This window comes from Dorea sp. MB18-49, from assembly GCF_023669465.1.
Classification (GTDB): Bacteria; Bacillota; Clostridia; order Lachnospirales; family Lachnospiraceae; genus Dorea_A; species Dorea_A longicatena.
The window spans coordinates 1-21,188 of record NZ_JAMOYX010000037.1 but is presented as its reverse complement, the minus strand read 5'-3'; the positions used below and the strand labels follow the sequence as shown (position 1 = coordinate 21,188).

The following is a 21,188-nucleotide window of genomic DNA, read 5'->3' as shown; positions in this document are numbered from 1 at the left end:
TAAAGGCGTATGTTAAAAATCAAGGAATATGTGAAGGCAGAAAGTCTGGAACAGGCATATGAACTGAACCAGAAGAGGACGAACTGCATTCTGGGCGGCATGTTGTGGCTTAAGATGTCGAACCGGAATGTACAGAAAGCGATTGATTTGTCCGGACTTGGTCTGAATCAGATCGAAGAGACAGAAGAAGAATTCCGGATCGGATGTATGACGACACTCCGTGAACTGGAATGTCATGAAAGATTGAACCAGTGGTGTGAAGGCGCAGTAAAAGATGCGGTCAGTGATATTGTCGGCGTACAGTTCCGGAACCTTGCAACGATTGGTGGAAGTATATTCGGACGTTATGGATTTTCGGATGTACTGACGGTGTTTCTTGCAATGGACAGTTACGTAGAACTGTATAAAGGAGGGATTGTTCCATTACAGGAATTTGCGCAGATGAAAAGAGACAATGACATTTTAGTCAGAGTTATTGTAAAAAAGGATCAGAGAAATATGATTTATCTGGCACATAGAAATTCCAAGACAGATTTTCCGGTATTGACATGTGCGGTTTCAGTAAATGCTGAAAATGGATGCGTATGTATCGGTGCAAGACCGCAGAAGGCGGTCCGACTGGAACTGACAGAAGCAGTCAGAGAAAAAGTATGGAGCGGTGTCTGTAGTGAAGAAGAGATGAAGAAAGAGGCAGAATGCATTGTTTCAAAGGTGAAGACGGACAGTAATATGCGCGCCGGCAAAGAATACAGAAGCCGTCTGGCATACGTTCTGATCCGCAGGACATTGGAAGCACTGAATACAAAAGGAGGAGATCAGTAGGATATGAAAGTAAAGATTCTTTTAAATGGGACAATGAGAGAAGCGGAAATATCCAGCGATCAGCTTCTGATCGATTTTGTCAGAGATCATGGATGCTATAGTGTAAAACGTGGATGTGAGACGTCGAACTGCGGTCTGTGTACAGTGTTTGTAGATGATAAACCAGTATTATCCTGTTCGATGCTGACAGCCAGAGTCGACGGATGCAAGGTAGATACGTTAGAAGGACTTCAGGAAGAAGCAAAAGAATTCGGTGCATTTGTTGCAGATCAGGGTGCAGAACAGTGCGGTTTCTGCAATCCGGGAATGATCATGAATGCAATTGCCATGTTCCGCGAGAATCCGGAGCCGACAAGAGAAGAGATCAAGGCATATCTTGCGGGAAATCTTTGCAGATGTTCCGGATATGAAGGACAGCTTCGTGCAATGGAAGCATTTATCGAATATAGAAAGAAAGGAGAAAGATCATGAAAGCAGTCGGACAACCGATAAGAAAAAAAGACGCAATGGCACTGGTGACAGGAAAACCGGTATTCATGGATGATCTTGCTCCAAAGGACTGCCTGATCGTAAAGGTACTCCGAAGCCCGCATGCCAATGCGATCGTAAAATCAGTAAAGACAGATGTGGCAAAAAGAGTGCCGGGGATCGAAGATATCTACACGTGGGAAGATGTACCACATGAAAGATTCACCACAGCGGGACAGACATATCCCGAACTCAGTCCGTATGACCGTCTGATCCTTGACCAGCATGTCAGATATGTGGGAGATCCTGTGGCAATCGTGGCAGGAGAGAATGAAGCGTGCGTGGATAAGGCACTTAAGATGTTGAAAGTAGAGTATGAAGTACTTCCGGCAGTACTGGATTTCCATACGGCAAAAGATAACGAAGTACTGGTACATCCGGAAGACAACTGGAAGGCACTTTGCCAGGTCGGCGCAGATAATAAGCGGAACTTATGTGCATGTGACAGCACTGAAGACGGGAATGTAGAGGCAGTGCTGGCTGACTGTGATGAAGTTGTGGAAGGCACCTATCATGTAAGAGCAGCGCAGCAGGCCATGATGGAGACATTCCGTACGACATGCTTTATGGATGCTTATGGAAGACTGAATATCTTAAGCTCTACACAGATTGTATATCATGTAAGACGTATCATTTCCAATGCACTTGGAATTCCGAAATCCAGGATCCGTGTCAGCAAACCGAGAATCGGAGGCGGATTTGGTGCAAAGCAGTCGGTCGTGGCGGAATTATTCCCGGCATTTGTCACATGGAAGACGGGAAAAGCTTCGAAGATGATCTTTACAAGAGAGGAATCGCAGATCGCATCGTCTCCGAGACATGAGATGGAAGTACATGTCCGTCTGGGTGCATCGAAGGAAGGAAAGATCCGTGCGATCGATGTATATACACTGTCGAATACAGGCGCTTACGGAGATCACGGACCGACGACTGTTGGATTGTCCGGTCATAAATCGATCCCGTTGTATAGTTCGGCAGAAGCACACCGTTTTACATACGATGTTGTGTATACCAATCATATGGCTGCCGGAGCATACAGAGGATATGGCGCGACACAGGGAATCTTTGCAGTGGAATCTGCAGTAAATGAAATGGCAGAACGATTACATATCGATCCGGTAGAATTCCGTCTAAAAAATATGGTAAGAGAAGGCGATGTGATGCCTGCATATTACGGTGAGACGGCACAGAGCTGTGCACTTGACCGCTGCCTGGAGCGGACTGCGGAACTAATCGGCTGGAAGGACAAGTATCCGTGTAAAGACATGGGAAATGGTAAAGTTCGAAGCGTCGGTATTGCAATGGCAATGCAGGGATCCGGAATCTCGGGCGTAGACGTCGGCTCCGCGACAATCAAGATGAATGATGACGGATTCTATACACTGATGATCGCGGCAGCAGATATGGGAACCGGATGCGATACGATCCTGGCACAGATGGCAGCAGAGTGTCTGGACTGTCCGATGGAAAGAATTGAAGTACTCGGTGCCGATACAGATGCGTCGCCATATGATTCCGGATCTTATGCGTCAAGTACTACGTATATAACAGGTAAGGCAGTAGAAAAAGCATGCCAGAAGCTGATTGCCAGAATCCTTGAGATTGCATCAGGAATGCTGGAGGCACCTGTGGAAGAACTGGTATTTGCAAGCGATCATGTAGAATGGCCGAAAGAACAGAAGAGTGTATCATTGGAAGATATCGGTACGAAATCCATGTGCGGTAATGGCTGTGCGCTTGAGGTGACAGAAAGTAATACGTCTCCGACATCACCGCCGCCATTCATGGCAGGGGCAGTAGAGATCGAACTCGACAAAGAGACCGGTCATGTGGAAATCCTGGATTATAAGGCTGTCGTAGACTGTGGAACCGTTGTCAACCCGAATCTTGCAAGAGTGCAGGCAGAAGGCGGGATTGTACAGGGGATCGGAATGACGCTTTATGAGAATATCCAGTATAATGAAAAGGGAAGAATGCTGAATAACTCATTCATGCAGTATAAAGTACCATCCAGAAGAGATATGGGAAATCTGCAGGTCGAATTTGAAAGCAGTTATGAACCGACCGGTCCATTCGGTGCCAAATCCATCGGAGAGATCGTAATTAACACTCCGGCACCGGCGCTTGCACAGGCGATTGCGAATGCAACCGGCATCTGGTTCAAAGATCTTCCAATCACCAGCGAACAGATTGCAATGGGCGTTCTGGAGAAAGAACTGGAAAAATAAAATATATTAGAAAAATATATAGTGAAACTACTTGCAATCAGACGCAAAAGTTATTACAATATTGGGTAACGTTTAGAAAAATATGTGGAGGCCGCTAAGATGCAGTTATTAAAAGACAGAATCCGCAAGGATGGCAAGATAAAAGAAGGGAATGTCTTAAAAGTGGACAGCTTTCTGAATCATCAGATGGATGTAAAGTTATTTCAGGAGATTGGAAAAGAATTTAAGAGAAGATTTGCAGATGAAGAGATCACAAAGATTCTTACCATAGAAGCTTCCGGTATCGGCATCGCATGTGTTGCAGCAGAAGTATTTGATGTTCCTGTTGTATTTGCTAAGAAGACACAGACCAAGAATATTGCCGGAGATGTGTACACTACAAAAGTAGAATCATTTACACACGGAAGAGTGTATGACATTATTGTTTCTAAAGAATTCCTCGGAAAAGGTGACAAGGTACTTCTGATCGATGATTTCCTTGCGAATGGAAAAGCTCTGGAAGGACTTGCAGAACTGGTTACAAAGTCAGGAGCCGAGCTTGTCGGAGCCGGAGTTGTGATCGAGAAGGGATTCCAGGTCGGAGGAGATATCATCCGTTCCAAAGGTATTCATCTGGAGTCATTGGCGATCGTAGAAAGCATGGATGAAAAGACAGGAGAAGTGGTTTTCCGCGATTAATAGATAAAAATTCAAAGGATTTTTAAGGGAATGTGAGGCTTTCATATTCCCTTTTTTTTATTCCTATGCTATACTTTATGATAAGTATGTGAATGCATAAAGAGAACTTATGGTAAGGAGTAAGAACTTATGAAAAGAGTATTGTTAAAACTCAGCGGGGAGGCTCTCGCAGGCGATAAAAAGACAGGATTTGACGAAGCTACCTGTATGGGTGTAGCCAAGCAGGTAAAGCAGCTTGTAGATGATGGGGTACAGGTTGCAATCGTAACAGGTGGAGGTAACTTCTGGAGAGGAAGAACCAGTGAGACGATCGACCGTGTGAAGGCTGACCAGATCGGAATGCTTGCAACAGTTATGAACTGTATCTATGTATCTGATATTTTCCGTTATGCAGGCATGAAGACAGAAGTATTTACACCGTTCGTATGCGGTGCATTTACCACACTGTTTTCCAAGGATGCAGCAGTAGAAGCATTGAATGAAGGAAAAGTTGTATTCTTTGCAGGCGGAACAGGACATCCATATTTTTCAACAGATACAGGTGCAGTTTTAAGAGCCATTGAGATCGAAGCAGATGCAATGTTACTGGCAAAAGCAATTGACGGTATCTATGACAGTGATCCGAAGGTAAATCCGGAAGCGAAGAAGTACGATGAGATATCTATTCAGGAGATTATCGATAAGAAGCTGATGGCAGTAGATCTTACCGCTTCTATCATGTGTCTGGAGAATAAGATGCCGATGCTGGTATTCGGATTAAATGAGGAGAACAGCATTGTTGAGACAATGAAGGGTACATTTACAGGAACAAAAGTAACTGTATAAAAATGCAGATAAGCAGATAAAAGGAGATAACACTATGAATGAAAGATTAAAACCATTTGAAGAAAAAATGAAGAAAACAATCGGAAATCTGGACGGAGAACTTTCTGCAATCCGTGCAGGCCGTGCAAATCCGAACGTTCTGAATAAGATCATGGTAGACTATTATGGAACACCGACACCAATCCAGCAGGTAGCAAACGTATCCGTACCGGAAGCACGTATGATTCAGATCCAGCCATGGGAAAAGAAAATGGTAAGAGAGATTGAAAAAGCAATCATGACTTCAGATCTGGGGATTAATCCGACGAATGACGGAACAACTGTACGTCTTCTTTTCCCTGAATTAACAGAAGATCGAAGAAAAGAACTGGTAAAGGATGTTAAGAAAAAGGGCGAAGCAGCCAAAGTTGCGATTCGTAATATCCGTCGTGATGGAATCGATTCTGTTAAGAAACTGAAAGGTTCCGATGTGTCAGAAGATGAAATGAAAGATATGGAAGATGATCTTCAGAAACTGACAGACAAATATGTAAAAGAAGTTGATAAAGCTGTAGAAGCAAAATCAAAAGAGGTTATGACAGTATAAGACCTGTAAGAGATAAAAGCAGTATACAACAGGAGGGGGATAAGGTCCAGATGCTCTGGAAACTGTCCCCTCTGTTCTTGTATACCTATTGTTATTAGGAGGAAATAATCATATGAATGTGCCACAACATGTTGCGATCATATTGGATGGAAACGGACGCTGGGCAAAAGCAAAAGGAATGCCGCGCAATTACGGTCATGCACAGGGCAGTAAGAATGTAGAGCGTATCTGCGAAGAAGCGTGGAGAATGGGCATTAAATATCTGACGGTCTACGCATTTTCCACAGAGAACTGGAATCGTCCGGACGATGAAGTCAATGCTCTGATGAAGCTGCTTCGTAATTACATGAAGACCTGTCTGAAAACGGCTGCAAAGAATGATATGAAAGTCCGCGTGATCGGGGATATCACAAGACTGGATGAAGACATTCAGAAGAGAATTCTGGAACTGGAAGAAGCAACAAAGAATAATGGCGGTCTGAATTTCCAGATCGCGATTAATTATGGAAGCCGTGATGAGATGATCCGTGCGATCCGTAAGATTGCAAAAGACTGCGTGGATGGAAAAGTGGATCCGGCTGAGATCAAAGAAGAAACATTTGAGCAATATCTGGATACAAAAGGAATCCCGGATCCGGATTTGATGATCCGTACCAGCGGGGAGCTTAGGCTTTCCAATTATCTGTTATGGCAGCTTGCCTATACAGAATTTTATTTTACAGATGTTCCGTGGCCGGATTTCAGTAAAGAAGAGCTGGAAAAGGCGATTGAAACATACAATCACCGTGACAGACGTTATGGTGGTGTGAAGGAGGAAGAAGAACAGAATGTTTAAGACGAGATTATTAAGTGGGATTGTTCTGGTTATCATCTTAATTGCAACGGTTGGAACCGGCGGTGGTTTACTGTTTGGATTTCTGGCACTGATCAGTCTGATCGGACTGTCAGAGCTTTATAAAGTTGTGGATGTGCAGAACAAGATATTAGGACTTACCGGTTATCTGGGAGCTGTTGTATATTATGGAATTTTATATACCGGACAGATGCAGTATGTGACACTTCTTACGATTGCATTTCTGGTAGTACTGATGGCGGTGTATGTGTTTTCATTCCCGACATTTAAGGCAGAGCAGGTAATGACGGTGTTCTTTGGCGTATTCTATGTTGCAGTGATGTTGTCTTATGTGTACCAGACCAGAATGCTGGAAGACGGAGCCGTTGCAGTATGGCTGATCTTTTTAAGCTCCTGGGGGTGTGATACCTGTGCGTACTGTGCAGGCATGCTTCTTGGAAAACACAAGATGGCACCGAAGTTAAGCCCAAAGAAATCCGTAGAAGGCGGAATCGGCGGAATTGTCGGAGCTGCATTACTGGGTGCAATCTTTGCAGTTGCAGCAAATAAGATTACAGGAGCTGGTGTGAATCCGGCACAGTATGCGGTTATTTGCGGAGTCGGCGGTATGATCTCGCAGATCGGAGATCTGGCAGCTTCAGCGATCAAACGTAATCATGATATCAAAGATTACGGGAAACTGATCCCGGGACATGGCGGAATCCTTGACAGATTTGACAGTGTTATCTTTACAGCACCGATCATTTATTATCTTGCAACATTCCTTGCAGGCAGATTGTAGGAGGTAAGTATGAAAAAGATAGCAATTTTAGGTTCTACAGGTTCCATTGGAACACAGACCCTGGAAGTGGTAAGAGAGAATGGAGATATCGAAGTACTCGGACTGGCTGCAGGCAGCAATATCAAGATGTTGGAAGAACAGATCAGGAAATTCCACCCACAGATCGTGGCTGTATGGTCGGAAGAAAAAGCAGACGAATTACGTGTTAATGTAGCAGATACAGATACAAAGATTGTTGCAGGCATGGATGGACTTCTGGAAGTTGCAACGATGAAGAAAACAGAGATCCTTGTAACGGCTGTTGTCGGTATGATCGGTATCCGTCCGACAATTGAGGCAATCAAAGCAGGAAAAGACATTGCACTTGCCAATAAAGAGACGCTGGTAACGGCAGGACATATCATTATGCCGCTGGCAAAAAAGATGGGAGTGTCCATTCTTCCGGTGGACAGCGAGCATAGTGCAATCTTCCAGTCTTTACAGGGAAATAATCACGGAGCACTTCATAAGATACTTCTGACAGCATCTGGCGGACCGTTCCGTGGAAAGAAATCGGAAGAACTGATGGAGATCAAGGTGGAAGATGCATTGAAGCATCCCAACTGGTCAATGGGACGTAAGATCACGATCGATTCATCTACAATGGTAAACAAAGGTCTTGAAGTTATTGAAGCCAAGTGGTTATTTAATGTAGATGTGGATCAGGTACAGGTTGTGGTACAGCCGCAGAGTATCATTCATTCGATGGTAGAATATGTAGACGGCGCAATTATTGCAGAACTTGGAACACCGGATATGAAGCTCCCAATCCAGTATGCACTGTATTATCCGGAAAGAAGATTCCTTCCGGGGGACAGAGTAGATTTCTGGACACTGGGCAAACTGGAATTTGAGAAGCCGGATACAGACACATTCTACGGACTGGAACTTGCATATGAAGCAGGAAGAAAAGGCGGAAGTCTTCCGACTGTATTCAATGCGGCAAATGAACTTGCAGTCAGCCAGTTCCTCAACAGAGAGATCAAGTATCTGGAAATCACGGAGATCATTGAGGACTGTATGAAAGCGCATAAGAATATTGAAAATCCAACGCTGGAACAGATTCTGGAGACAGAAGCAGCGACCTATGAGAGAATCAACAGCAGGAGGTAACAGTAAATTTGGGAATTATATTAGCAATCTTATTATTCAGCTTCATCATATTTTTTCATGAGCTGGGTCATTTCTTACTGGCGAAGAAAAATGGAATTGATGTAGATGAGTTTGCTATAGGAATGGGACCGGCAATCTATTCAAAAGAATATAAAGGGACCAAATACGCCGTGCGTATCCTTCCGATCGGAGGGTTCTGTGCGATGGGGGAAGACGAAGAAACGAATGATTCGCCGAACAATTTTAATAACAAATCTGTTTGGGCGAGAATCTCTGTCATAGCGGCAGGGCCTGTGTTCAACTTTATCCTGGCTTTTATATTTGCCGTGATCATTACAGCGATGGTCGGCTATGATAAGCCGGTGATCGGAGCAGTAGAATCAGGCTATCCTGCTGCAGAAGCAGGCCTGGAAAAAGGTGATGAGATCGTACAGATGGGAAACAAAAAGATCCATATCTTCCGTGAAGTCAGCTTTTACAATCAGTTTCATTCTAATGAGGATGTGGCTGTTACCGTGTTAAGAAACGGAAAAGAAAAGACGGTCACACTGACACCGAAGATGGATAAAGAACTGGGCTATAAGAGATTAGGAATAGGAAGTTCCGGTTATAGCAAGGCAAATCTGTTGACGGCTTTTCAATATGGCGGATATGAAGTGAAATTCTGGATATGTACAACTGTCGATAGCTTAAAGATGCTTGTGACAGGCCAGATTGGAGTAAATGAACTTTCGGGCCCTGTGGGAATTGTAAGTACTGTAGATACAACCTATAAAGAAAGCCGTTCTTATGGAGTATTTGCAGTTGTGGTACAGATGTTAAATATGGCAATATTGTTGTCTGCGAATCTTGGTGTTATGAATTTGCTGCCACTCCCGGCATTAGATGGGGGACGTCTGGTATTCCTTTTTGTGGAGGCAATCAGAGGAAAACGTGTGCCACCAGAGAAAGAGGGATATGTACATCTGGCAGGAATCATACTATTGATGTTGTTGATGGTATTTGTAATGTTTAATGATATTAATAGAATATTTTTGGGCAGGTAGAAGTGCTGGCAGATCTATCAAAAAATCATCCCCCTTAGGTAGAAAATAGATAAAGTCTACTTAAGGGGGACTTTTGATACCAAAGTATACAAAAGAGAACATTATTTGTTTTCGGAATTACATTCCGGCAAACCGGTAATACTGGTTAGCAGTGATAATATTCCGGCCAGCATGGATGTGGAAATTACTAATTTCGTGTCTATCTGCCCAAGTACAGTTACGGTTCCAATTGTTGCTATGGCGGTCTGCGCGACAGTCTTTATTGCCCTGATACCGGCACATTTAGCCCATTTTTTCCAATCTTTTGCTTTCATGTTACCATCCTTTCTTTTCAGGGTTGATTAAGACGTTTATCATTAGAGCGATTCGATTATTATCCATACAGTTCAGCAATTCGTGATACGCCTACGTAAATTTCGGAAATTTTATACCATGTAGTATAATCGACTGTTCCGGTCTGTGGTAGTCCGAATACTTTCTGGAATGTACGGACTGATTCTGCAGTTGCAGGTCCGTAAATCCCGTCAGCAGTAATTTTCGGAATAGCAGGATAAGCACCTGCTATGACATTTAATTGTTCCTGTATCTGCAAAACTTTATTGCCGGAAGAACCAATTTCCAGAGTATAGCCAGGCCAGGAGGATGGGATGCCGGAGATGGCTTCGGCGGTGTTAATGTACATGTCGTCACCGTAGTAGTAACGGAGAATTTCGATAGGGGAATAGCCCTGGTCGCCTAAGGATTTGGATCCCCATTGGGTCAACCAAATTGTCATAACCTATAAAGCACCCGCAAACCCTTGATTTTACTGGGCTTGCGGGCATTTTACCTGTATAGGAAAAAGTAGATTTTAAGAGAATCGTTCTTGCGATCGTAGATAATCTTGTCGATGATCTGCTTCAGGGCTTCGTTTTTTTGAATGTATGTATAGTTGTTGGAAATGAGAATATCATACACACTCCGGACCTTCTGCAGCATGGCATCCGCTGGATCCTGATCAGATTTACGTGCTGCCTTTTTCAATTCCTTCAATTGCTGTTCTAAGGATTCCCGTTCTTTCTGAATGATAGCTTTATTCGCTTTATATTCTTCCAGTGTATCAATCCCTTCCCGGTAGGAGGCTTTTATTCGTTCCTCTTTGCCGGTTAAACTTTCCAATTGTTCTGTTATAGCCTTGCGCTCATCAAACTGCTCTGTGGGTTGATATTCACGCAATTCATAGACAATATCTTTGGTATCCAATGTTTCTTTGATACTGGCCAGAACTTCCTTTTCAAGGACCAATGAGCTGATGCCGTTCGGCTTTTTACATTTACCTTTGCTATATCCGTAGCAGGAGAAGTAAGAATATTTTTCCCCATTGACTCGTTTCATAGTGGTTGAGGTTAGGGTGCGTCCGCAATCCGGGCATTTCAGTAGTCCGGAAAGCCAATGCTTATAAGTGGAAGAGGGGCGCTTGCCGACCGGCTTGTAGGTGGCTTTAAATCGTTTCTGTGCCGATTCAAACAATTCCTTTGATATAATAGCCGGCTGTTGCCCTTCTGTAACAATCCATTCGTCCTTATCTTTGATACGATTGGTGCTGTTCTCTGTCCGGTTCCATCGGATCATGCCACAATAGGAAGGATTCTGGATGATGTATTCGACAGATCTTCGTTCAAATGGCTTTCCATGTGAAGTCTTGAGCCCTAAAGAATTTAGGTATCTGGCGATATCAAAGAAGCTCATGCCTTCATTTGTGTATTTTTCGAATATAGTCCGAACAATTTTTGCTTCTTCCGGAACAATCACCGGCGGCTTGCCATGCTCCACAACCTTGTAGCCAAGCGGCGGACGTGCCTGGTATGCTCCGCGGAGTGCATTTTCTTTCATACCTCGATACACTTCGCCAGATAATCGGATAGAGTAGTATTCGTCCATCCATTCGATGATACGCTCGATCAGGCTGCCGAAAGGATTATCGGAGAGGGGCTCAGATATACTCACGACATCTACATTATGTTGCTTTTTTAATAGAGATTTATAGACGATAGATTCTTCCTGATTCCTGGCGAACCTGGAAAACTTCCAGACAAGAATCAGATCAGCTGGATGATCATCACCTTTGGCCAGTCCTATCATCTCCTGGAAGCCGGGACGCTTATTGGCTTTTCTTCCGGAGATACCTAGGTCCGTGAAGATCTTTAGGATTACGATATTGTTCTTGGCTGCATAGTCCCGGAGGAGATGCTCCTGGGAGTCCGGGGAGATCTCTTCCTGATCATGAGTGGATACCCGGATGTAGCCGTATGCATATTTTACGCTCATTGTATCACCTTCCTGTAATTATATGTGCGATGTCGCACAAAAATGGGTATAAAAATAACACCTATGCAGGTGCCAGGGAAATGTGATATAATACTCTTGTTCACGGAATGTTATATCGTGCCTTGGCACTGTATAGTATTCAATAGATCCGCCTCTGTTGTCAGCAGGGGCGTTTCTTTTTTTATTTCAGAAAATCTGCAATACAAATCTTAAGATCACCATAAATCGTAACAGTAACTTCATCGTCAAAGGAATATTGAGCAGAATCCTCTGTTCCTTCGAAAGAGTACACCTGTATGGTCTGTTTCAGCGGATTTACGATCCAGTATTCACGAACACCGGCAGTGCGGTATTTGAACAGCTTTGTCAGGTAATCCATGCGCTGACTGCTCGGTGAGACAATCTCGATGATAAAATCGGGAGCACCGTTGCATCCTTTGTCATTGATCTTTGATGGATCACAAATTACAGAGATGTCAGGCTCCACGTAATTGTAATCATCCTGATTCAAGAAAACTGCAAACGGAGCAGGTAGAACCTCGCAAGGACCGCCCTTTGATTTGATGTAATTCCTCAATGTGGAAGAAAGTTCCATTACAAGTCGTTGGTGCTGGTAGCTTGGCGGTGCCATATCATAGATCTGTCCGTCAATGAGTTCTGCACGTTTTCCTTCCGGAAGAGCATAGATATCTTCGATGGTATAATGGTCATCTTTTAATAATGGCATGTGATCACATCCTTTCGTAGAGTATAGTTATTTTTAATGATTTTTCTTATTGTTGTATACAGAAATATCGGATATAATACAGAAAGGGAGGTAGTGCTATGAAAAAACAATTTCTTAAAATTATAGATTTTTTGATCTTTATTTTTTCTTTTTTACTTCTTTTAAGTACTTACTTTAAATTACTATCGATTACTTTTTCTAATAATGAAGATAATTTTATTGTGTTGCTTTGGATAGTGGGCATTTGTCTTGCAAGTAAATTTACTCGTCCTCTATATCAGGAGATTCTTGCACTTCGGTTGCCAGTGGAACGTTGGCTGCAGATGCATCATCTAAAATGATTGGTTCAACTTCCAGAGTAGTACAACCAGTAAGTAACGCATCAACAGGATTTTTTAAAGATTCTGGATTTATTCCGGAATCTTTAATTTTTTGCAAAAGATCAGCTTTCTTTTCAAGCACCTCTAATTCAGCTTTTTCAGCTTCTGCATGTTTGATACGGTAATCATCTTTAGCCGAAAAAATGCTTTTTACAATATCAATTGCTCCAGGTACTTTAAATGAGAGAGCGCTGCCGCCGCCTAAGAATACAAGTATAGCAAAAATGAATTGCCAGTTATCTACTAAAAGGTTTTTTACATTAACAAGAGAGAATACAATATCTCCAGGAGAATTTAAAGATACTTGAGTCGATATGCATTCCTCTGAAGCAATAGAAGTCAATAATTCGGTAGTTCCGTATAGAACGTTATTGATTGAGCGTGGACCGATAGGTGTTTGCTTTCGAACATTAAGAACGAAAGACATATCATTGCCAAACATATAATAATTATACAAAGCATTGAGTATTTGCTTTGAGTAAGAATCTAAATTTGAAATACCATGATAATTAGAGATTGCTCTACATAACGAATAGTTTAGTTCTTCATTTTTCACTGTTCGAAGCAGAGTTATGTGTCTGCGCTTCTTATAAGGGCAGGAAACATCGTTTATATCAACATCGTGATTATCAATACGATATATAACGTTCTGCTCAAGTTCTAGAGTTTTTGAATCATCTTCATAGTATTCACCAGCAAGTGCAAAAGTAATATAGCTACTTTTAGCACTTGGGATTACGAGAATATCATTAGTCTTGATTTCGTAAATAAAAGAATGACATTTATTAATAACGGTTGAAGGGCGATGAATTTCTTTAAATGTCATTAGTATATCATCTTTTAATGAATCTTTATTTGATTCCGAAAAATCTGTTTCTTGCGAAATGTTATTCCAAGCCAAGGCAACAAAACGCTTTGAAAGAAATTCATTATAAAAATAGCCTTTTTTGGTGCGAATCATCCAAAAATGTGTGGTGGGTGGAATGATCGGAACGCTAAAATTTTCAATTGCGTCAAGCAACGCCAATTGATCTGTATAGGTCATACTTTATCTCTCCTTGCAACTTATTTATGATTTCCCCGGTGTTTGATAGGCACCGGGGATTTTTAATTTTATTGTGCTAAATCCAATTCGAACGGCGCAAAGTCTATATCGTAATTATCGCTGCTACCTTCCATGTGTAATTTGAATTGAGCCGGATCTAATTTTCCAAAACAAATCACGCCGGATGTTGATGCTCCAGGTAAAATGTCTGACGAAAGTTCTTCGTATTGTTCATAGGCGTTTCCATATGTCTGATCATATTGCTGATCATTCTGGATTGCAATGGCTGAAGAACTCCATAAACTAAATTTGTCAGAACTATTGTTTGTTGCAGTAACATAAACTCTAGTTTCTTCTTCTGCGAATTCAACCTTTGTTACGGAAACAGAAATTCCATTTTGTTCAGATACTTTGTCAGTAAACTCCCATGTTTTGTTAGCTTTACCAAATGATTCGGTATAAGAAGTTTTTTCGATAGAGTTAGCTTCGAGATAAGCCCAGCTGGAATCAACCCCCATAACAGTTTGCCCATCGTATGATCCGTCAATCTTGGCATCGACACTAATATAATCATCTTCATTTATCTTGTCTTTTACCAATTTTTTTGGTACTTCAAGCAATACGCTATTATTATAATCAAGATCTATATATACCTGATAACCATATTTTTCATCGTCTTTGTCAATAGAAGAAACGAGTCCGTAGAATTTAATATATTTTCCTTTGTAATCATCGGGGTTACTTGCTACGGCTTCAATATCATCGACATATTCTTTTTTCTCGCTTTCAGTTGTTTCTTTTTTGTTACCGGACTCTGAGTTACCAGAATCATTAGAGTTTCCTGAACCAAATAAGATGCCAATTCCGATAAACAATACTACAACAACAATTATTGCTATGAGACAACCGTGTTTTTTCTTTTTAGGTTGAGGACTCTGTTTGTTGTCTTGATAAGAAAATGTGTTGTCGTTAGATGGTGACGATACTTTTTCTTCATTAGGAAGTTCAGTACCGCAATTACCACAGAATTTTTGACCGTCTGGGTTTGGAGTGTTACATTTTGGACAATTCATAACTCATTCCTCTTTTCTTTAGTTTTTGCATATTCAATCAGATATCTCCGCCATATAAATACTTTCGTATCAAGAGGGCAGTGTATTTATGGTTAGAGATACTGGATGAATTACATATATCTCTTTACAACTTCTATTAAACGGTTTTTGTATTTGTACAAATCGTTTAAAGAGTCGATATAAATACGCTCGAATTTTTTATTAGCATCCGGGATGAGAAGCTGTTTATTTCTTGCATCAAGATTGAGGCGACAAATCGGTTTTCTATTATTGTCTTTATACAGAATTCCAAAATAACTTTCGGTATCACGGTGAACTATATCTTCAACGGGTACGATACCAGCAAGAAGTCCGCGAATAATGTAGAAACTTTCAATTTCATCTTCCGTTGTAACAATCTTGGATGCGGGTTCTTTGATCTCGGGTTCTGATTCTTCATCTTTATCATAATCGTCAGCTAATGCAGAAGAAATTTTACTATTTACTATTTCATTTACAAAAGAAGAGAAAGCTCGTTTTACCACAGGCGTAAATTTTTCAATTATTCTCTGATTCTTTTGACCATCGTATATATCCGCTAAAATAAATCGAACAAAGTCTTCTGTCGGAGATTCAAACTGTTTTGTTAAGATGTTTTTTATTTGACTGCTATATTTAAGCTCTTCGGCAGTACTAAATATTTTGTCCTTATCAAAATTATCTTTACAAAATTTTTTTAATTCATTGATGGAAGAATCTTTTAAATTTGCCATGTCTATTTCTAGAAATGGCACAAGATCCATTTTGTTTGATTCTTCTAAATCTGTATAAAAACGATATATTATGCCATTTGTAAGAATGCCAAATTTAGCAGGAGATGTCCCGAAATATCTAAAAAGTTGAGACGAATGTTTGTCGAGTTGCTCTGAGCAACTTTTGCATTCGACTAAAATATTCGGCTGTCCATTTTCAAGGATTGCATAATCAACCTTTTCGCCTTTTTTAATTCCTACATCAGCAATATACTCTGGGCAAAATTCATTTGGATTGAAAACATCATACCCAAGAAGTTGAAATAAAGGCACTACAAGAGACATTTTTGTGGATTCTTCTGTAGTGATGGTGTCTTTTAAAGACAGTATCCTTTCTGAAAATTGTTTAATTACATCATTGAACTCCATACATTTTCCTCTCTTTCATATTTTATAAATCATCACCATATAGATAGTGGTGTTCAGCTCTTTGGAACATATCACAATGTTCCTGAATAAATTCAACACGTTTCTGATCACGAGCAATCCGCTTCTTTAATCGTCTTCGTTCTGCTTGCAGTTGCTTGATGCGATCAAGATAGATTTGAGCCGGTTCTGGATCTTTGTGTGGATGATGAGCATAGTATTCAATTTCTTGTACATTACCTTTTAAAAAGTCATCTTTTGTTATATGACTCATGGCATGCTCATATGCCTTAAGCTGAGATTCATAATTCAATCCGGCATTGATCAGTATCGTGTAGCTTCCGTCTTCGTTCGGAACAACCATTTCATTTCCTTTTTTACTAGGAAAGTCCATAAGAACGACATTAACATCCGGTGTCGTCAATATCACCACGTTCCTTTCGTTTAAGCGCGAGAGCCATGCTATGCAGAGCTTTTAAGTCGTCCGGATCCATATCTTTCTGGACATCGAACAGCGCTTTCAGTTCTTTGTTTTCAAATATCTCTTGTGCTACCTGCGCAGTTTCATCATTTAAATAATACTTTTCTGTATCTGATTCATTTCCTGTCATTAAATAGTCGACAGATACATTGAAGTAATCAGCAATTTTCTTTATTTTCGTAGCATTAGGTGTACTGTTTCCTAATTTACTGATATACCCCTTTCCGAATCCAAGAGTTTCTTCGAGCTTGTTCATTGATATTCCATAGTCTTTGCACAAGCTTTTAATACGTTCTTTCATATTTTTGGGCCCTTTCTGAAAAAATCGCAAAAACTTCTTGACATTCTGAATATATCGCGTATAATAAAATTACAAGTTCTGAAAAAATCGCAAAAATAATCAGAATGGCAAATATGCTATTTATTTGTTTGTGGTAATTCAAATTATAGGATATTTTCAGAAGTTAGTCAATAATATTTAGTGATTTTTTCAGAACTTATATTGAAAAAGGAGGTGTAAATTTGATTTACGAAAATATTTGTAAACTTGCAAAAGAACGTGGGATTTCGATTAACAAGTTAGAGGAAAAAGCAAATGTATCGACGGGCAGTATTTGCAAATGGGGAAATAGTGTGAGTCCAACAGTTAAAAACATTAAGAAAGTAGCCGATATTCTGAAATGTACTGTGGATGAATTAATTTCAGCAACAGATGAAACAGGTTCAGAAGAAGGGAGGGAGAAAGTTGAAAGCATCAGATAATCATAGAGGTCCAAAAGGAATGCCGGGTGCTATGGGCGTTGAGTATGGACAACTTGAAAAAACTATTTCTTTTGCTATGGGGCATTTTATGGCAAAAAGGGAAGACATTTTGCTTGGTGGAAGACCAGAGCCACCAGAAGTAACAGGTTACAAAGTATATATCTATTACAACGGTGGCGGGGCAGAATTTTGGGTTCGTCAAGAAAATGAAAAATGGCAGAATTGGTCTTATATGGAACAATGAAAAATACTGGCCAATTCGTTAAGAGGTTGCTTGTAAGAATCACCTGCGAGGATATGCCAGATACATAAATACATAGGGAATGAGACAGAATCTTGCGCTGGCAATCTACATAAAAGAGGAACCGTCTCCCATAATTGAGGATATTTGCTGAAGACAGGAAGTAGTAATTTAGCAATTTGCAAATTGAAATTTCTATTATAGCAATTCGCAATAGCATCTTTCCAGATAGCAGAAGAAGGATCGGAAAGTTCCGAAGGATTTTTCAAGTCTTCTACGGAATTGATTCGATTGGTGCGATAGGAGATGAGGGATGGTGCATATTCAGGATGTGCAAGAAGTCCGCTTTGCCCCCATATTATTGCTAATTTCTCAAGAAAAAATAATGAAGCAAGTTCGCAGACACTTTCTTCGAACCAACGCATACTTGGTGGAATAGGATTTCCTATCAGAAGGTGGCAAAACTCATGAGAAAACTGAAACACTATTTGAGACCAAGAGGTATCCATGCAACAAATATGAATCTCATCATATGTAGTGGAGGTTTCCGGATAATTAAAACGAAGATTGTTTACAAGCTGGAAAGCAGGGGCGCTCTTTTTAAAATAATTTTCCATTAATTTCATTGTTTCCTCGACAATGATAAAAACATTGGAGGTATTTGGAACGTAGGCTTTTTCCGTATAAGTAAATCTTGGGCGGATGATGGTTGCATCGCTATTCATGTACATTTCTCCTTTCATCATTTGATAGGAAAATTATACCAAAGAACCGCAACAAGTACAAACCATTCCACATAACCTATAAAGAGGTGATGCAGTTTGAAACATATTAACATCGTGATCATCGATGGAGTAGAAAGAGACATGGCTACATTATCTGCAGAGGAGCGAGCAAAGATCGTGAATGAGTTGAATCGTGTAGCTGTTGGATATCTGGGATACCAGAAAGAGAAAACCGCTTAGGCGGTAGGGGAGGTGGACAAGCATGAAAAGAAGAGGACCAAGAACAAAATGGCAGAGAATCATCAGAGAAACGGTGTTAGAGATCCTGATCGGCGCCGCAATCGGACTTGCATTTGATGCAATGTTATTTATCTGGTTGCTCGTAAGATGAAGGAGAGTGCATATGCGGGAAAGACCAATCCATAACGGTCATGGAGGAGTACCAGGAATCAGAAGACTACAGATCCTGTGGATGCCCGGAATGGAGATGGGGATAGTGATACAAGTGAATAAAAAATAAGGCACATCATTATGCGGATGATGTACCTCAAGACTTCTTCGCCTACCGAAAATATAAGTCAAAATTATAATACCATCGGCGGGCGAAAAAGTCAAGAAATACGGGCATTTCCGCCCGCTTTTATCACTTGTTAAGAATATTAAAGATAGGACATACAGGTGGATGGTAAAGAGATACAAGAGGATTATATACACATTCAAAAATTCCATAGAGGTATATGAATATCTGGATGGTAAGTATGGAGCACCTGGAAAGAAAAGAGGAAAGAAGAGGAAGTTAACGGAAGAAGCGATCCGTTACCGGAATCAATGGAACCGGGAAAGAAAAGTAAGGCATAAGTTAAAGACCTGGTTCAAGAAGAATGATTACATGGTCCTACTGACATATAAAAAGAATGAACGTCCACCGGATATGGATACAGCAAAGAAAGATCTGTCGAAGGCAATGCGCCGGGTAAGGGAGAAATACAAAAAAGCCGGACAAACTATGCGGTGGATGGCGAATATCGAAGTAGGGATCAAAGGAGCATGGCACGTACATATAGTCATAAACCGGATAGCGGATGCAGACGTATTCATAAAAGACGCTTGGGAGCACGGAGCCGTGACCTTTAAGCATTTGCACGAGGCGGGCGACTTCAAAGATCTGGCCGGATACATCACGAAAACGCCAGAGACGTGCGAACGCTATGGAGAACACTTAAGAGAGACAAGCTATCATGCGTCCCGCAATATGCCTCTGAAGGAACCGGAAGAAGAACGCTTTGTACAGTGGCGTGAGGTAAAAGACAGGAAAGGTTATTACCTGGATAAAGATACTTACTATGAAGGAACAAATAAATTCACCGGGTACAAATACCGGTATTACACCATGATCAAGTTGGATAGGAGGATTTAAAATGCTGATTTTAGACAGAGCAAGCGAAAACAAACTGGAAGAGCTGGTATTAGTATCTCGAAAACTCAATGGAGTATTGAGAGAAAACTACCCGGGAGTACATAAGATTGAACCGGATCGCGCCGCTCTGCTGTGGTGTGCAATCGATGATGAAATTGAAAAAAGACAGAAGCAGATCGACAAGATTCTTGCGACGGAGAGCGGAGCAGAACAGATTGTACTGCGGAGGGCCTGCAGAGAGCTGAAGAAAGAATATGATCAGTACAACCAGCTCATGGAAGAGGTCTATAATGAAGAACTACTTCCGGCCACTATTCCGGAACTGCTGATCAGCTCTGTACAGAGGGCAACACTGGAGATGCAGGAAATCAATAAGAATCTGCAGCATACGAAAGAGGCAATGAAACCATATGTTTAGAGTAGATATTTACATAGTCACAAAATGCAGTTCCAACAGTAAAACACTGGGAAAATATGGATTCGTATGCACCTGTGCTAAGAAGTCCGGAGAGATTGGAAAAATCCAAGATACCGGTCAGATAAAAGGCACACGACACGAAACAGAAGTAAAGGCGATCACAGAAGCATTGAGCCGCCTGAACCAGTCCTGTGAGGTCCATATTCACTGTGAGGATACGTTCGTGGTCAACATGATCGATTATCGTATCTACGAATGGGCTGGGAATGATTTCCGAAAAACCAATGGAAAGCCGATCGCCAACGCAGAAGGCTGGCAGAAGCTCTGGAAGAAGATGCAGGGGCATCTGATCCGAATGGAAAAGGGACGGCACAACTATAGTGATGAGATTAGAAAAATAATGGAGGATACATAGATGTTTGATAAATTTGGAGAATTTGACTCTGCTGAAGAGATTAACAGAGCGGCAGCAGCACAGTTAAAAGAGGGAGATCTGGACGCTATCAAGACAATAGCAGAAGAAAATGGCTTAGATTCGGAGGACGCAGAGGATTTTTGCACCGGTGCAATAGATTCTCTGACTACTCCATTGCTGGCAGCGATCGGGAAATTGGAAATGGAATCGAAAGATTTAGGACTCAAAAACATGATGGAAGACTGGAAAAACTTCATGATCCAGATGTGTGAAGAAGATGACCAGATGGCGCAAGCTGTACGTAAGAAAGGAAAAAGTCTTGAAAAATGTATGGCACAGATATTAAAAGTATCGTTTGAAACGAAAGCACAACTGGATGATAGAATCGTACGGGCAGCAGGCTTAAAACCACCTATCTATCTTGGAATTCCTGGAAAAGCACAGATTAGAAAAATTGCAGAAAAATATTATAAGGGTGAAGAAAAATGAGAACATACAAAGGATTCACGGAAGATCTGAAAGCAACCTACGGGAACGGAAT

27 protein-coding genes and 1 pseudogene are annotated in these 21,188 nt (G+C 41.2%); 18 read left to right on the top strand and 10 right to left on the bottom strand.

All coding sequences use genetic code 11. The annotated features are described in order from the left end of the window. Positions 1-9 precede the first annotated feature (9 nt). The 10 genes from NCY30_RS10920 to rseP all read left to right on the top strand — a co-directional run bounded on the left by NCY30_RS10920 (position 10) and on the right by rseP (position 9,499). Positions 10-822, top strand: a complete 813-nt coding sequence (locus NCY30_RS10920; RefSeq protein ID WP_250818742.1) for an FAD binding domain-containing protein — start codon at positions 10-12, stop codon at positions 820-822. 3 nt (positions 823-825) lie between these two features. Next, positions 826-1,293, top strand: a complete 468-nt coding sequence (locus NCY30_RS10915; RefSeq protein ID WP_006426855.1) for a (2Fe-2S)-binding protein — start codon at positions 826-828, stop codon at positions 1,291-1,293. After that, positions 1,290-3,578: a xanthine dehydrogenase family protein molybdopterin-binding subunit gene (locus NCY30_RS10910; protein ID WP_006426854.1), complete on the top strand. Its 2,289-nt coding sequence runs from the start codon at positions 1,290-1,292 to the stop codon at positions 3,576-3,578. Before NCY30_RS10915 ends, NCY30_RS10910 begins: the two co-directional genes overlap by 4 nt. A gap of 99 nt (positions 3,579-3,677) precedes the next feature. Beyond that, positions 3,678-4,256, top strand: coding sequence for a xanthine phosphoribosyltransferase (locus NCY30_RS10905; RefSeq protein ID WP_006426853.1), 579 nt, complete (start codon positions 3,678-3,680; stop codon positions 4,254-4,256). A gap of 129 nt (positions 4,257-4,385) precedes the next feature. Further along, a complete protein-coding gene (gene pyrH, locus NCY30_RS10900; RefSeq protein WP_006426852.1) occupies positions 4,386-5,081 on the top strand; it encodes a UMP kinase in 696 nt (231 codons plus the stop codon). A 34-nt stretch (positions 5,082-5,115) separates the two neighbouring features. Further along, the gene (gene frr, locus NCY30_RS10895; protein WP_006426851.1) at positions 5,116-5,667 is read left to right on the top strand and encodes a ribosome recycling factor; all 552 of its coding nucleotides are present in this window, start codon (positions 5,116-5,118) and stop codon (positions 5,665-5,667) included. Positions 5,668-5,779: 112 nt separating this feature from the next. Further along, complete coding sequence (locus NCY30_RS10890) at positions 5,780-6,502, top strand: isoprenyl transferase (RefSeq protein WP_006426850.1); 723 nt, start codon at positions 5,780-5,782, stop codon at positions 6,500-6,502. Then, positions 6,495-7,301 carry a phosphatidate cytidylyltransferase gene (locus tag NCY30_RS10885; RefSeq protein ID WP_055193972.1) on the top strand — a complete coding sequence of 269 codons (807 nt, stop codon included), beginning with the start codon at positions 6,495-6,497 and terminating at the stop codon, positions 7,299-7,301. Before NCY30_RS10890 ends, NCY30_RS10885 begins: the two co-directional genes overlap by 8 nt. A 9-nt stretch (positions 7,302-7,310) precedes the next feature. Next, positions 7,311-8,453 carry a 1-deoxy-D-xylulose-5-phosphate reductoisomerase gene (locus NCY30_RS10880; protein ID WP_250818741.1) on the top strand — a complete coding sequence of 381 codons (1,143 nt, stop codon included), beginning with the start codon at positions 7,311-7,313 and terminating at the stop codon, positions 8,451-8,453. Between the two features lie 8 nt (positions 8,454-8,461). Continuing rightward, positions 8,462-9,499, top strand: a complete 1,038-nt coding sequence (rseP, locus tag NCY30_RS10875; protein WP_237998449.1) for an RIP metalloprotease RseP — start codon at positions 8,462-8,464, stop codon at positions 9,497-9,499. A gap of 101 nt (positions 9,500-9,600) precedes the next feature. Here rseP and NCY30_RS10870 read toward each other — a convergent pair whose 3' ends face one another. The 9 genes and pseudogenes from NCY30_RS10870 to NCY30_RS10830 all read right to left on the bottom strand — a co-directional run bounded on the left by NCY30_RS10870 (position 9,601) and on the right by NCY30_RS10830 (position 16,970). Continuing rightward, positions 9,601-9,813, bottom strand: a complete 213-nt coding sequence (locus NCY30_RS10870) for a holin (RefSeq protein WP_006426846.1) — start codon at positions 9,811-9,813, stop codon at positions 9,601-9,603. Positions 9,814-9,872: 59 nt separating this feature from the next. After that, positions 9,873-10,265 (bottom strand): annotated as a pseudogene (locus tag NCY30_RS10865) (peptidoglycan-binding protein); the annotation flags it as partial. Positions 10,266-10,324: 59 nt separating this feature from the next. Beyond that, entirely contained in the window at positions 10,325-11,806 is a 1,482-nt protein-coding gene (locus NCY30_RS10860) for a recombinase family protein (RefSeq protein ID WP_250818740.1), read from the bottom strand. Between the two features lie 181 nt (positions 11,807-11,987). Next, on the bottom strand, positions 11,988-12,533 hold the full coding sequence (locus NCY30_RS10855) for a Uma2 family endonuclease (RefSeq protein WP_250818739.1): 546 nt from the start codon (positions 12,531-12,533) through the stop codon (positions 11,988-11,990). Between the two features lie 261 nt (positions 12,534-12,794). Further along, the gene (locus NCY30_RS10850) at positions 12,795-13,958 is read right to left on the bottom strand and encodes a hypothetical protein (protein WP_055193986.1); all 1,164 of its coding nucleotides are present in this window, start codon (positions 13,956-13,958) and stop codon (positions 12,795-12,797) included. Between the two features lie 68 nt (positions 13,959-14,026). Further along, on the bottom strand, positions 14,027-15,031 hold the full coding sequence (locus NCY30_RS10845; RefSeq protein ID WP_250818738.1) for a zinc ribbon domain-containing protein: 1,005 nt from the start codon (positions 15,029-15,031) through the stop codon (positions 14,027-14,029). A 110-nt stretch (positions 15,032-15,141) separates the two neighbouring features. After that, positions 15,142-16,191 carry a type I restriction endonuclease gene (locus NCY30_RS10840; RefSeq protein ID WP_055215363.1) on the bottom strand — a complete coding sequence of 350 codons (1,050 nt, stop codon included), beginning with the start codon at positions 16,189-16,191 and terminating at the stop codon, positions 15,142-15,144. 22 nt (positions 16,192-16,213) lie between these two features. Then, positions 16,214-16,612, bottom strand: a complete 399-nt coding sequence (locus tag NCY30_RS10835) for a hypothetical protein (protein WP_250818737.1) — start codon at positions 16,610-16,612, stop codon at positions 16,214-16,216. Beyond that, the gene (locus tag NCY30_RS10830) at positions 16,593-16,970 is read right to left on the bottom strand and encodes a helix-turn-helix domain-containing protein (RefSeq protein WP_006426840.1); all 378 of its coding nucleotides are present in this window, start codon (positions 16,968-16,970) and stop codon (positions 16,593-16,595) included. Before NCY30_RS10830 ends, NCY30_RS10835 begins: the two co-directional genes overlap by 20 nt. A gap of 221 nt (positions 16,971-17,191) precedes the next feature. On the opposite strand from NCY30_RS10830, the gene NCY30_RS10825 reads away from it, so the two are divergent. Continuing rightward, positions 17,192-17,431, top strand: coding sequence for a helix-turn-helix domain-containing protein (locus NCY30_RS10825; protein ID WP_250818736.1), 240 nt, complete (start codon positions 17,192-17,194; stop codon positions 17,429-17,431). Then, a complete protein-coding gene (locus NCY30_RS10820) occupies positions 17,415-17,675 on the top strand; it encodes a hypothetical protein (RefSeq protein WP_250818735.1) in 261 nt (86 codons plus the stop codon). Before NCY30_RS10825 ends, NCY30_RS10820 begins: the two co-directional genes overlap by 17 nt. On the opposite strand, the gene NCY30_RS10815 is transcribed toward NCY30_RS10820, so the two are convergent. Continuing rightward, the gene (locus tag NCY30_RS10815) at positions 17,660-18,397 is read right to left on the bottom strand and encodes a hypothetical protein (protein ID WP_250818734.1); all 738 of its coding nucleotides are present in this window, start codon (positions 18,395-18,397) and stop codon (positions 17,660-17,662) included. The genes NCY30_RS10820 and NCY30_RS10815 overlap by 16 nt on opposite strands. Positions 18,398-18,493: 96 nt before the next feature. On the opposite strand from NCY30_RS10815, the gene NCY30_RS10810 reads away from it, so the two are divergent. The 6 genes from NCY30_RS10810 (at position 18,494) to NCY30_RS10790 (ending at position 21,136) form a co-directional block, all read left to right on the top strand. Then, positions 18,494-18,637 (top strand): hypothetical protein, encoded by a 144-nt coding sequence (locus NCY30_RS10810; protein ID WP_155115957.1) that lies wholly within the window; start codon positions 18,494-18,496, stop codon positions 18,635-18,637. 22 nt (positions 18,638-18,659) lie between these two features. Further along, on the top strand, positions 18,660-18,788 hold the full coding sequence (locus NCY30_RS15110) for a hypothetical protein (protein ID WP_006426836.1): 129 nt from the start codon (positions 18,660-18,662) through the stop codon (positions 18,786-18,788). A gap of 291 nt (positions 18,789-19,079) precedes the next feature. Beyond that, on the top strand, positions 19,080-19,814 hold the full coding sequence (locus tag NCY30_RS10805; RefSeq protein ID WP_250818733.1) for a rolling circle replication-associated protein: 735 nt from the start codon (positions 19,080-19,082) through the stop codon (positions 19,812-19,814). A gap of 1 nt (position 19,815) precedes the next feature. Beyond that, positions 19,816-20,232 carry a hypothetical protein gene (locus NCY30_RS10800; protein ID WP_250818732.1) on the top strand — a complete coding sequence of 139 codons (417 nt, stop codon included), beginning with the start codon at positions 19,816-19,818 and terminating at the stop codon, positions 20,230-20,232. After that, the gene (locus NCY30_RS10795; RefSeq protein ID WP_161170094.1) at positions 20,225-20,647 is read left to right on the top strand and encodes an RNase H family protein; all 423 of its coding nucleotides are present in this window, start codon (positions 20,225-20,227) and stop codon (positions 20,645-20,647) included. The genes NCY30_RS10800 and NCY30_RS10795 overlap by 8 nt, the downstream gene beginning before the upstream one ends. Then, the gene (locus tag NCY30_RS10790; RefSeq protein WP_250818731.1) at positions 20,648-21,136 is read left to right on the top strand and encodes a hypothetical protein; all 489 of its coding nucleotides are present in this window, start codon (positions 20,648-20,650) and stop codon (positions 21,134-21,136) included. The last annotated feature ends 52 nt before the right edge of the window (positions 21,137-21,188 follow it).

Bases quoted from the DNA above. Each gene is read 5' to 3' on its own strand.
- NCY30_RS10920 (WP_250818742.1), top strand. From the start codon at position 10: ATGTTAAAAATCAAGGAATATGTGAAGGCAGAAAGTCTGGAACAGGCA.
- NCY30_RS10915 (WP_006426855.1), top strand. From the start codon at position 826: ATGAAAGTAAAGATTCTTTTAAATGGGACAATGAGAGAAGCGGAAATA.
- NCY30_RS10910 (WP_006426854.1), top strand. From the start codon at position 1,290: ATGAAAGCAGTCGGACAACCGATAAGAAAAAAAGACGCAATGGCACTG.
- NCY30_RS10905 (WP_006426853.1), top strand. From the start codon at position 3,678: ATGCAGTTATTAAAAGACAGAATCCGCAAGGATGGCAAGATAAAAGAA.
- pyrH (WP_006426852.1), top strand. From the start codon at position 4,386: ATGAAAAGAGTATTGTTAAAACTCAGCGGGGAGGCTCTCGCAGGCGAT.
- frr (WP_006426851.1), top strand. From the start codon at position 5,116: ATGAATGAAAGATTAAAACCATTTGAAGAAAAAATGAAGAAAACAATC.
- NCY30_RS10890 (WP_006426850.1), top strand. From the start codon at position 5,780: ATGAATGTGCCACAACATGTTGCGATCATATTGGATGGAAACGGACGC.
- NCY30_RS10885 (WP_055193972.1), top strand. From the start codon at position 6,495: ATGTTTAAGACGAGATTATTAAGTGGGATTGTTCTGGTTATCATCTTA.
- NCY30_RS10880 (WP_250818741.1), top strand. From the start codon at position 7,311: ATGAAAAAGATAGCAATTTTAGGTTCTACAGGTTCCATTGGAACACAG.
- NCY30_RS10870 (WP_006426846.1), bottom strand. From the start codon at position 9,813: ATGAAAGCAAAAGATTGGAAAAAATGGGCTAAATGTGCCGGTATCAGG.
- NCY30_RS10860 (WP_250818740.1), bottom strand. From the start codon at position 11,806: ATGAGCGTAAAATATGCATACGGCTACATCCGGGTATCCACTCATGAT.
- NCY30_RS10855 (WP_250818739.1), bottom strand. From the start codon at position 12,533: ATGCCATTATTAAAAGATGACCATTATACCATCGAAGATATCTATGCT.
- NCY30_RS10850 (WP_055193986.1), bottom strand. From the start codon at position 13,958: ATGACCTATACAGATCAATTGGCGTTGCTTGACGCAATTGAAAATTTT.
- NCY30_RS10845 (WP_250818738.1), bottom strand. From the start codon at position 15,031: ATGAATTGTCCAAAATGTAACACTCCAAACCCAGACGGTCAAAAATTC.
- NCY30_RS10840 (WP_055215363.1), bottom strand. From the start codon at position 16,191: ATGGAGTTCAATGATGTAATTAAACAATTTTCAGAAAGGATACTGTCT.
- NCY30_RS10830 (WP_006426840.1), bottom strand. From the start codon at position 16,970: ATGAAAGAACGTATTAAAAGCTTGTGCAAAGACTATGGAATATCAATG.
- NCY30_RS10815 (WP_250818734.1), bottom strand. From the start codon at position 18,397: ATGAATAGCGATGCAACCATCATCCGCCCAAGATTTACTTATACGGAA.
- NCY30_RS15110 (WP_006426836.1), top strand. From the start codon at position 18,660: ATGAAAAGAAGAGGACCAAGAACAAAATGGCAGAGAATCATCAGAGAA.
- NCY30_RS10805 (WP_250818733.1), top strand. From the start codon at position 19,080: ATGGTAAAGAGATACAAGAGGATTATATACACATTCAAAAATTCCATA.
- NCY30_RS10800 (WP_250818732.1), top strand. From the start codon at position 19,816: ATGCTGATTTTAGACAGAGCAAGCGAAAACAAACTGGAAGAGCTGGTA.
- NCY30_RS10795 (WP_161170094.1), top strand. From the start codon at position 20,225: ATGTTTAGAGTAGATATTTACATAGTCACAAAATGCAGTTCCAACAGT.
- NCY30_RS10790 (WP_250818731.1), top strand. From the start codon at position 20,648: ATGTTTGATAAATTTGGAGAATTTGACTCTGCTGAAGAGATTAACAGA.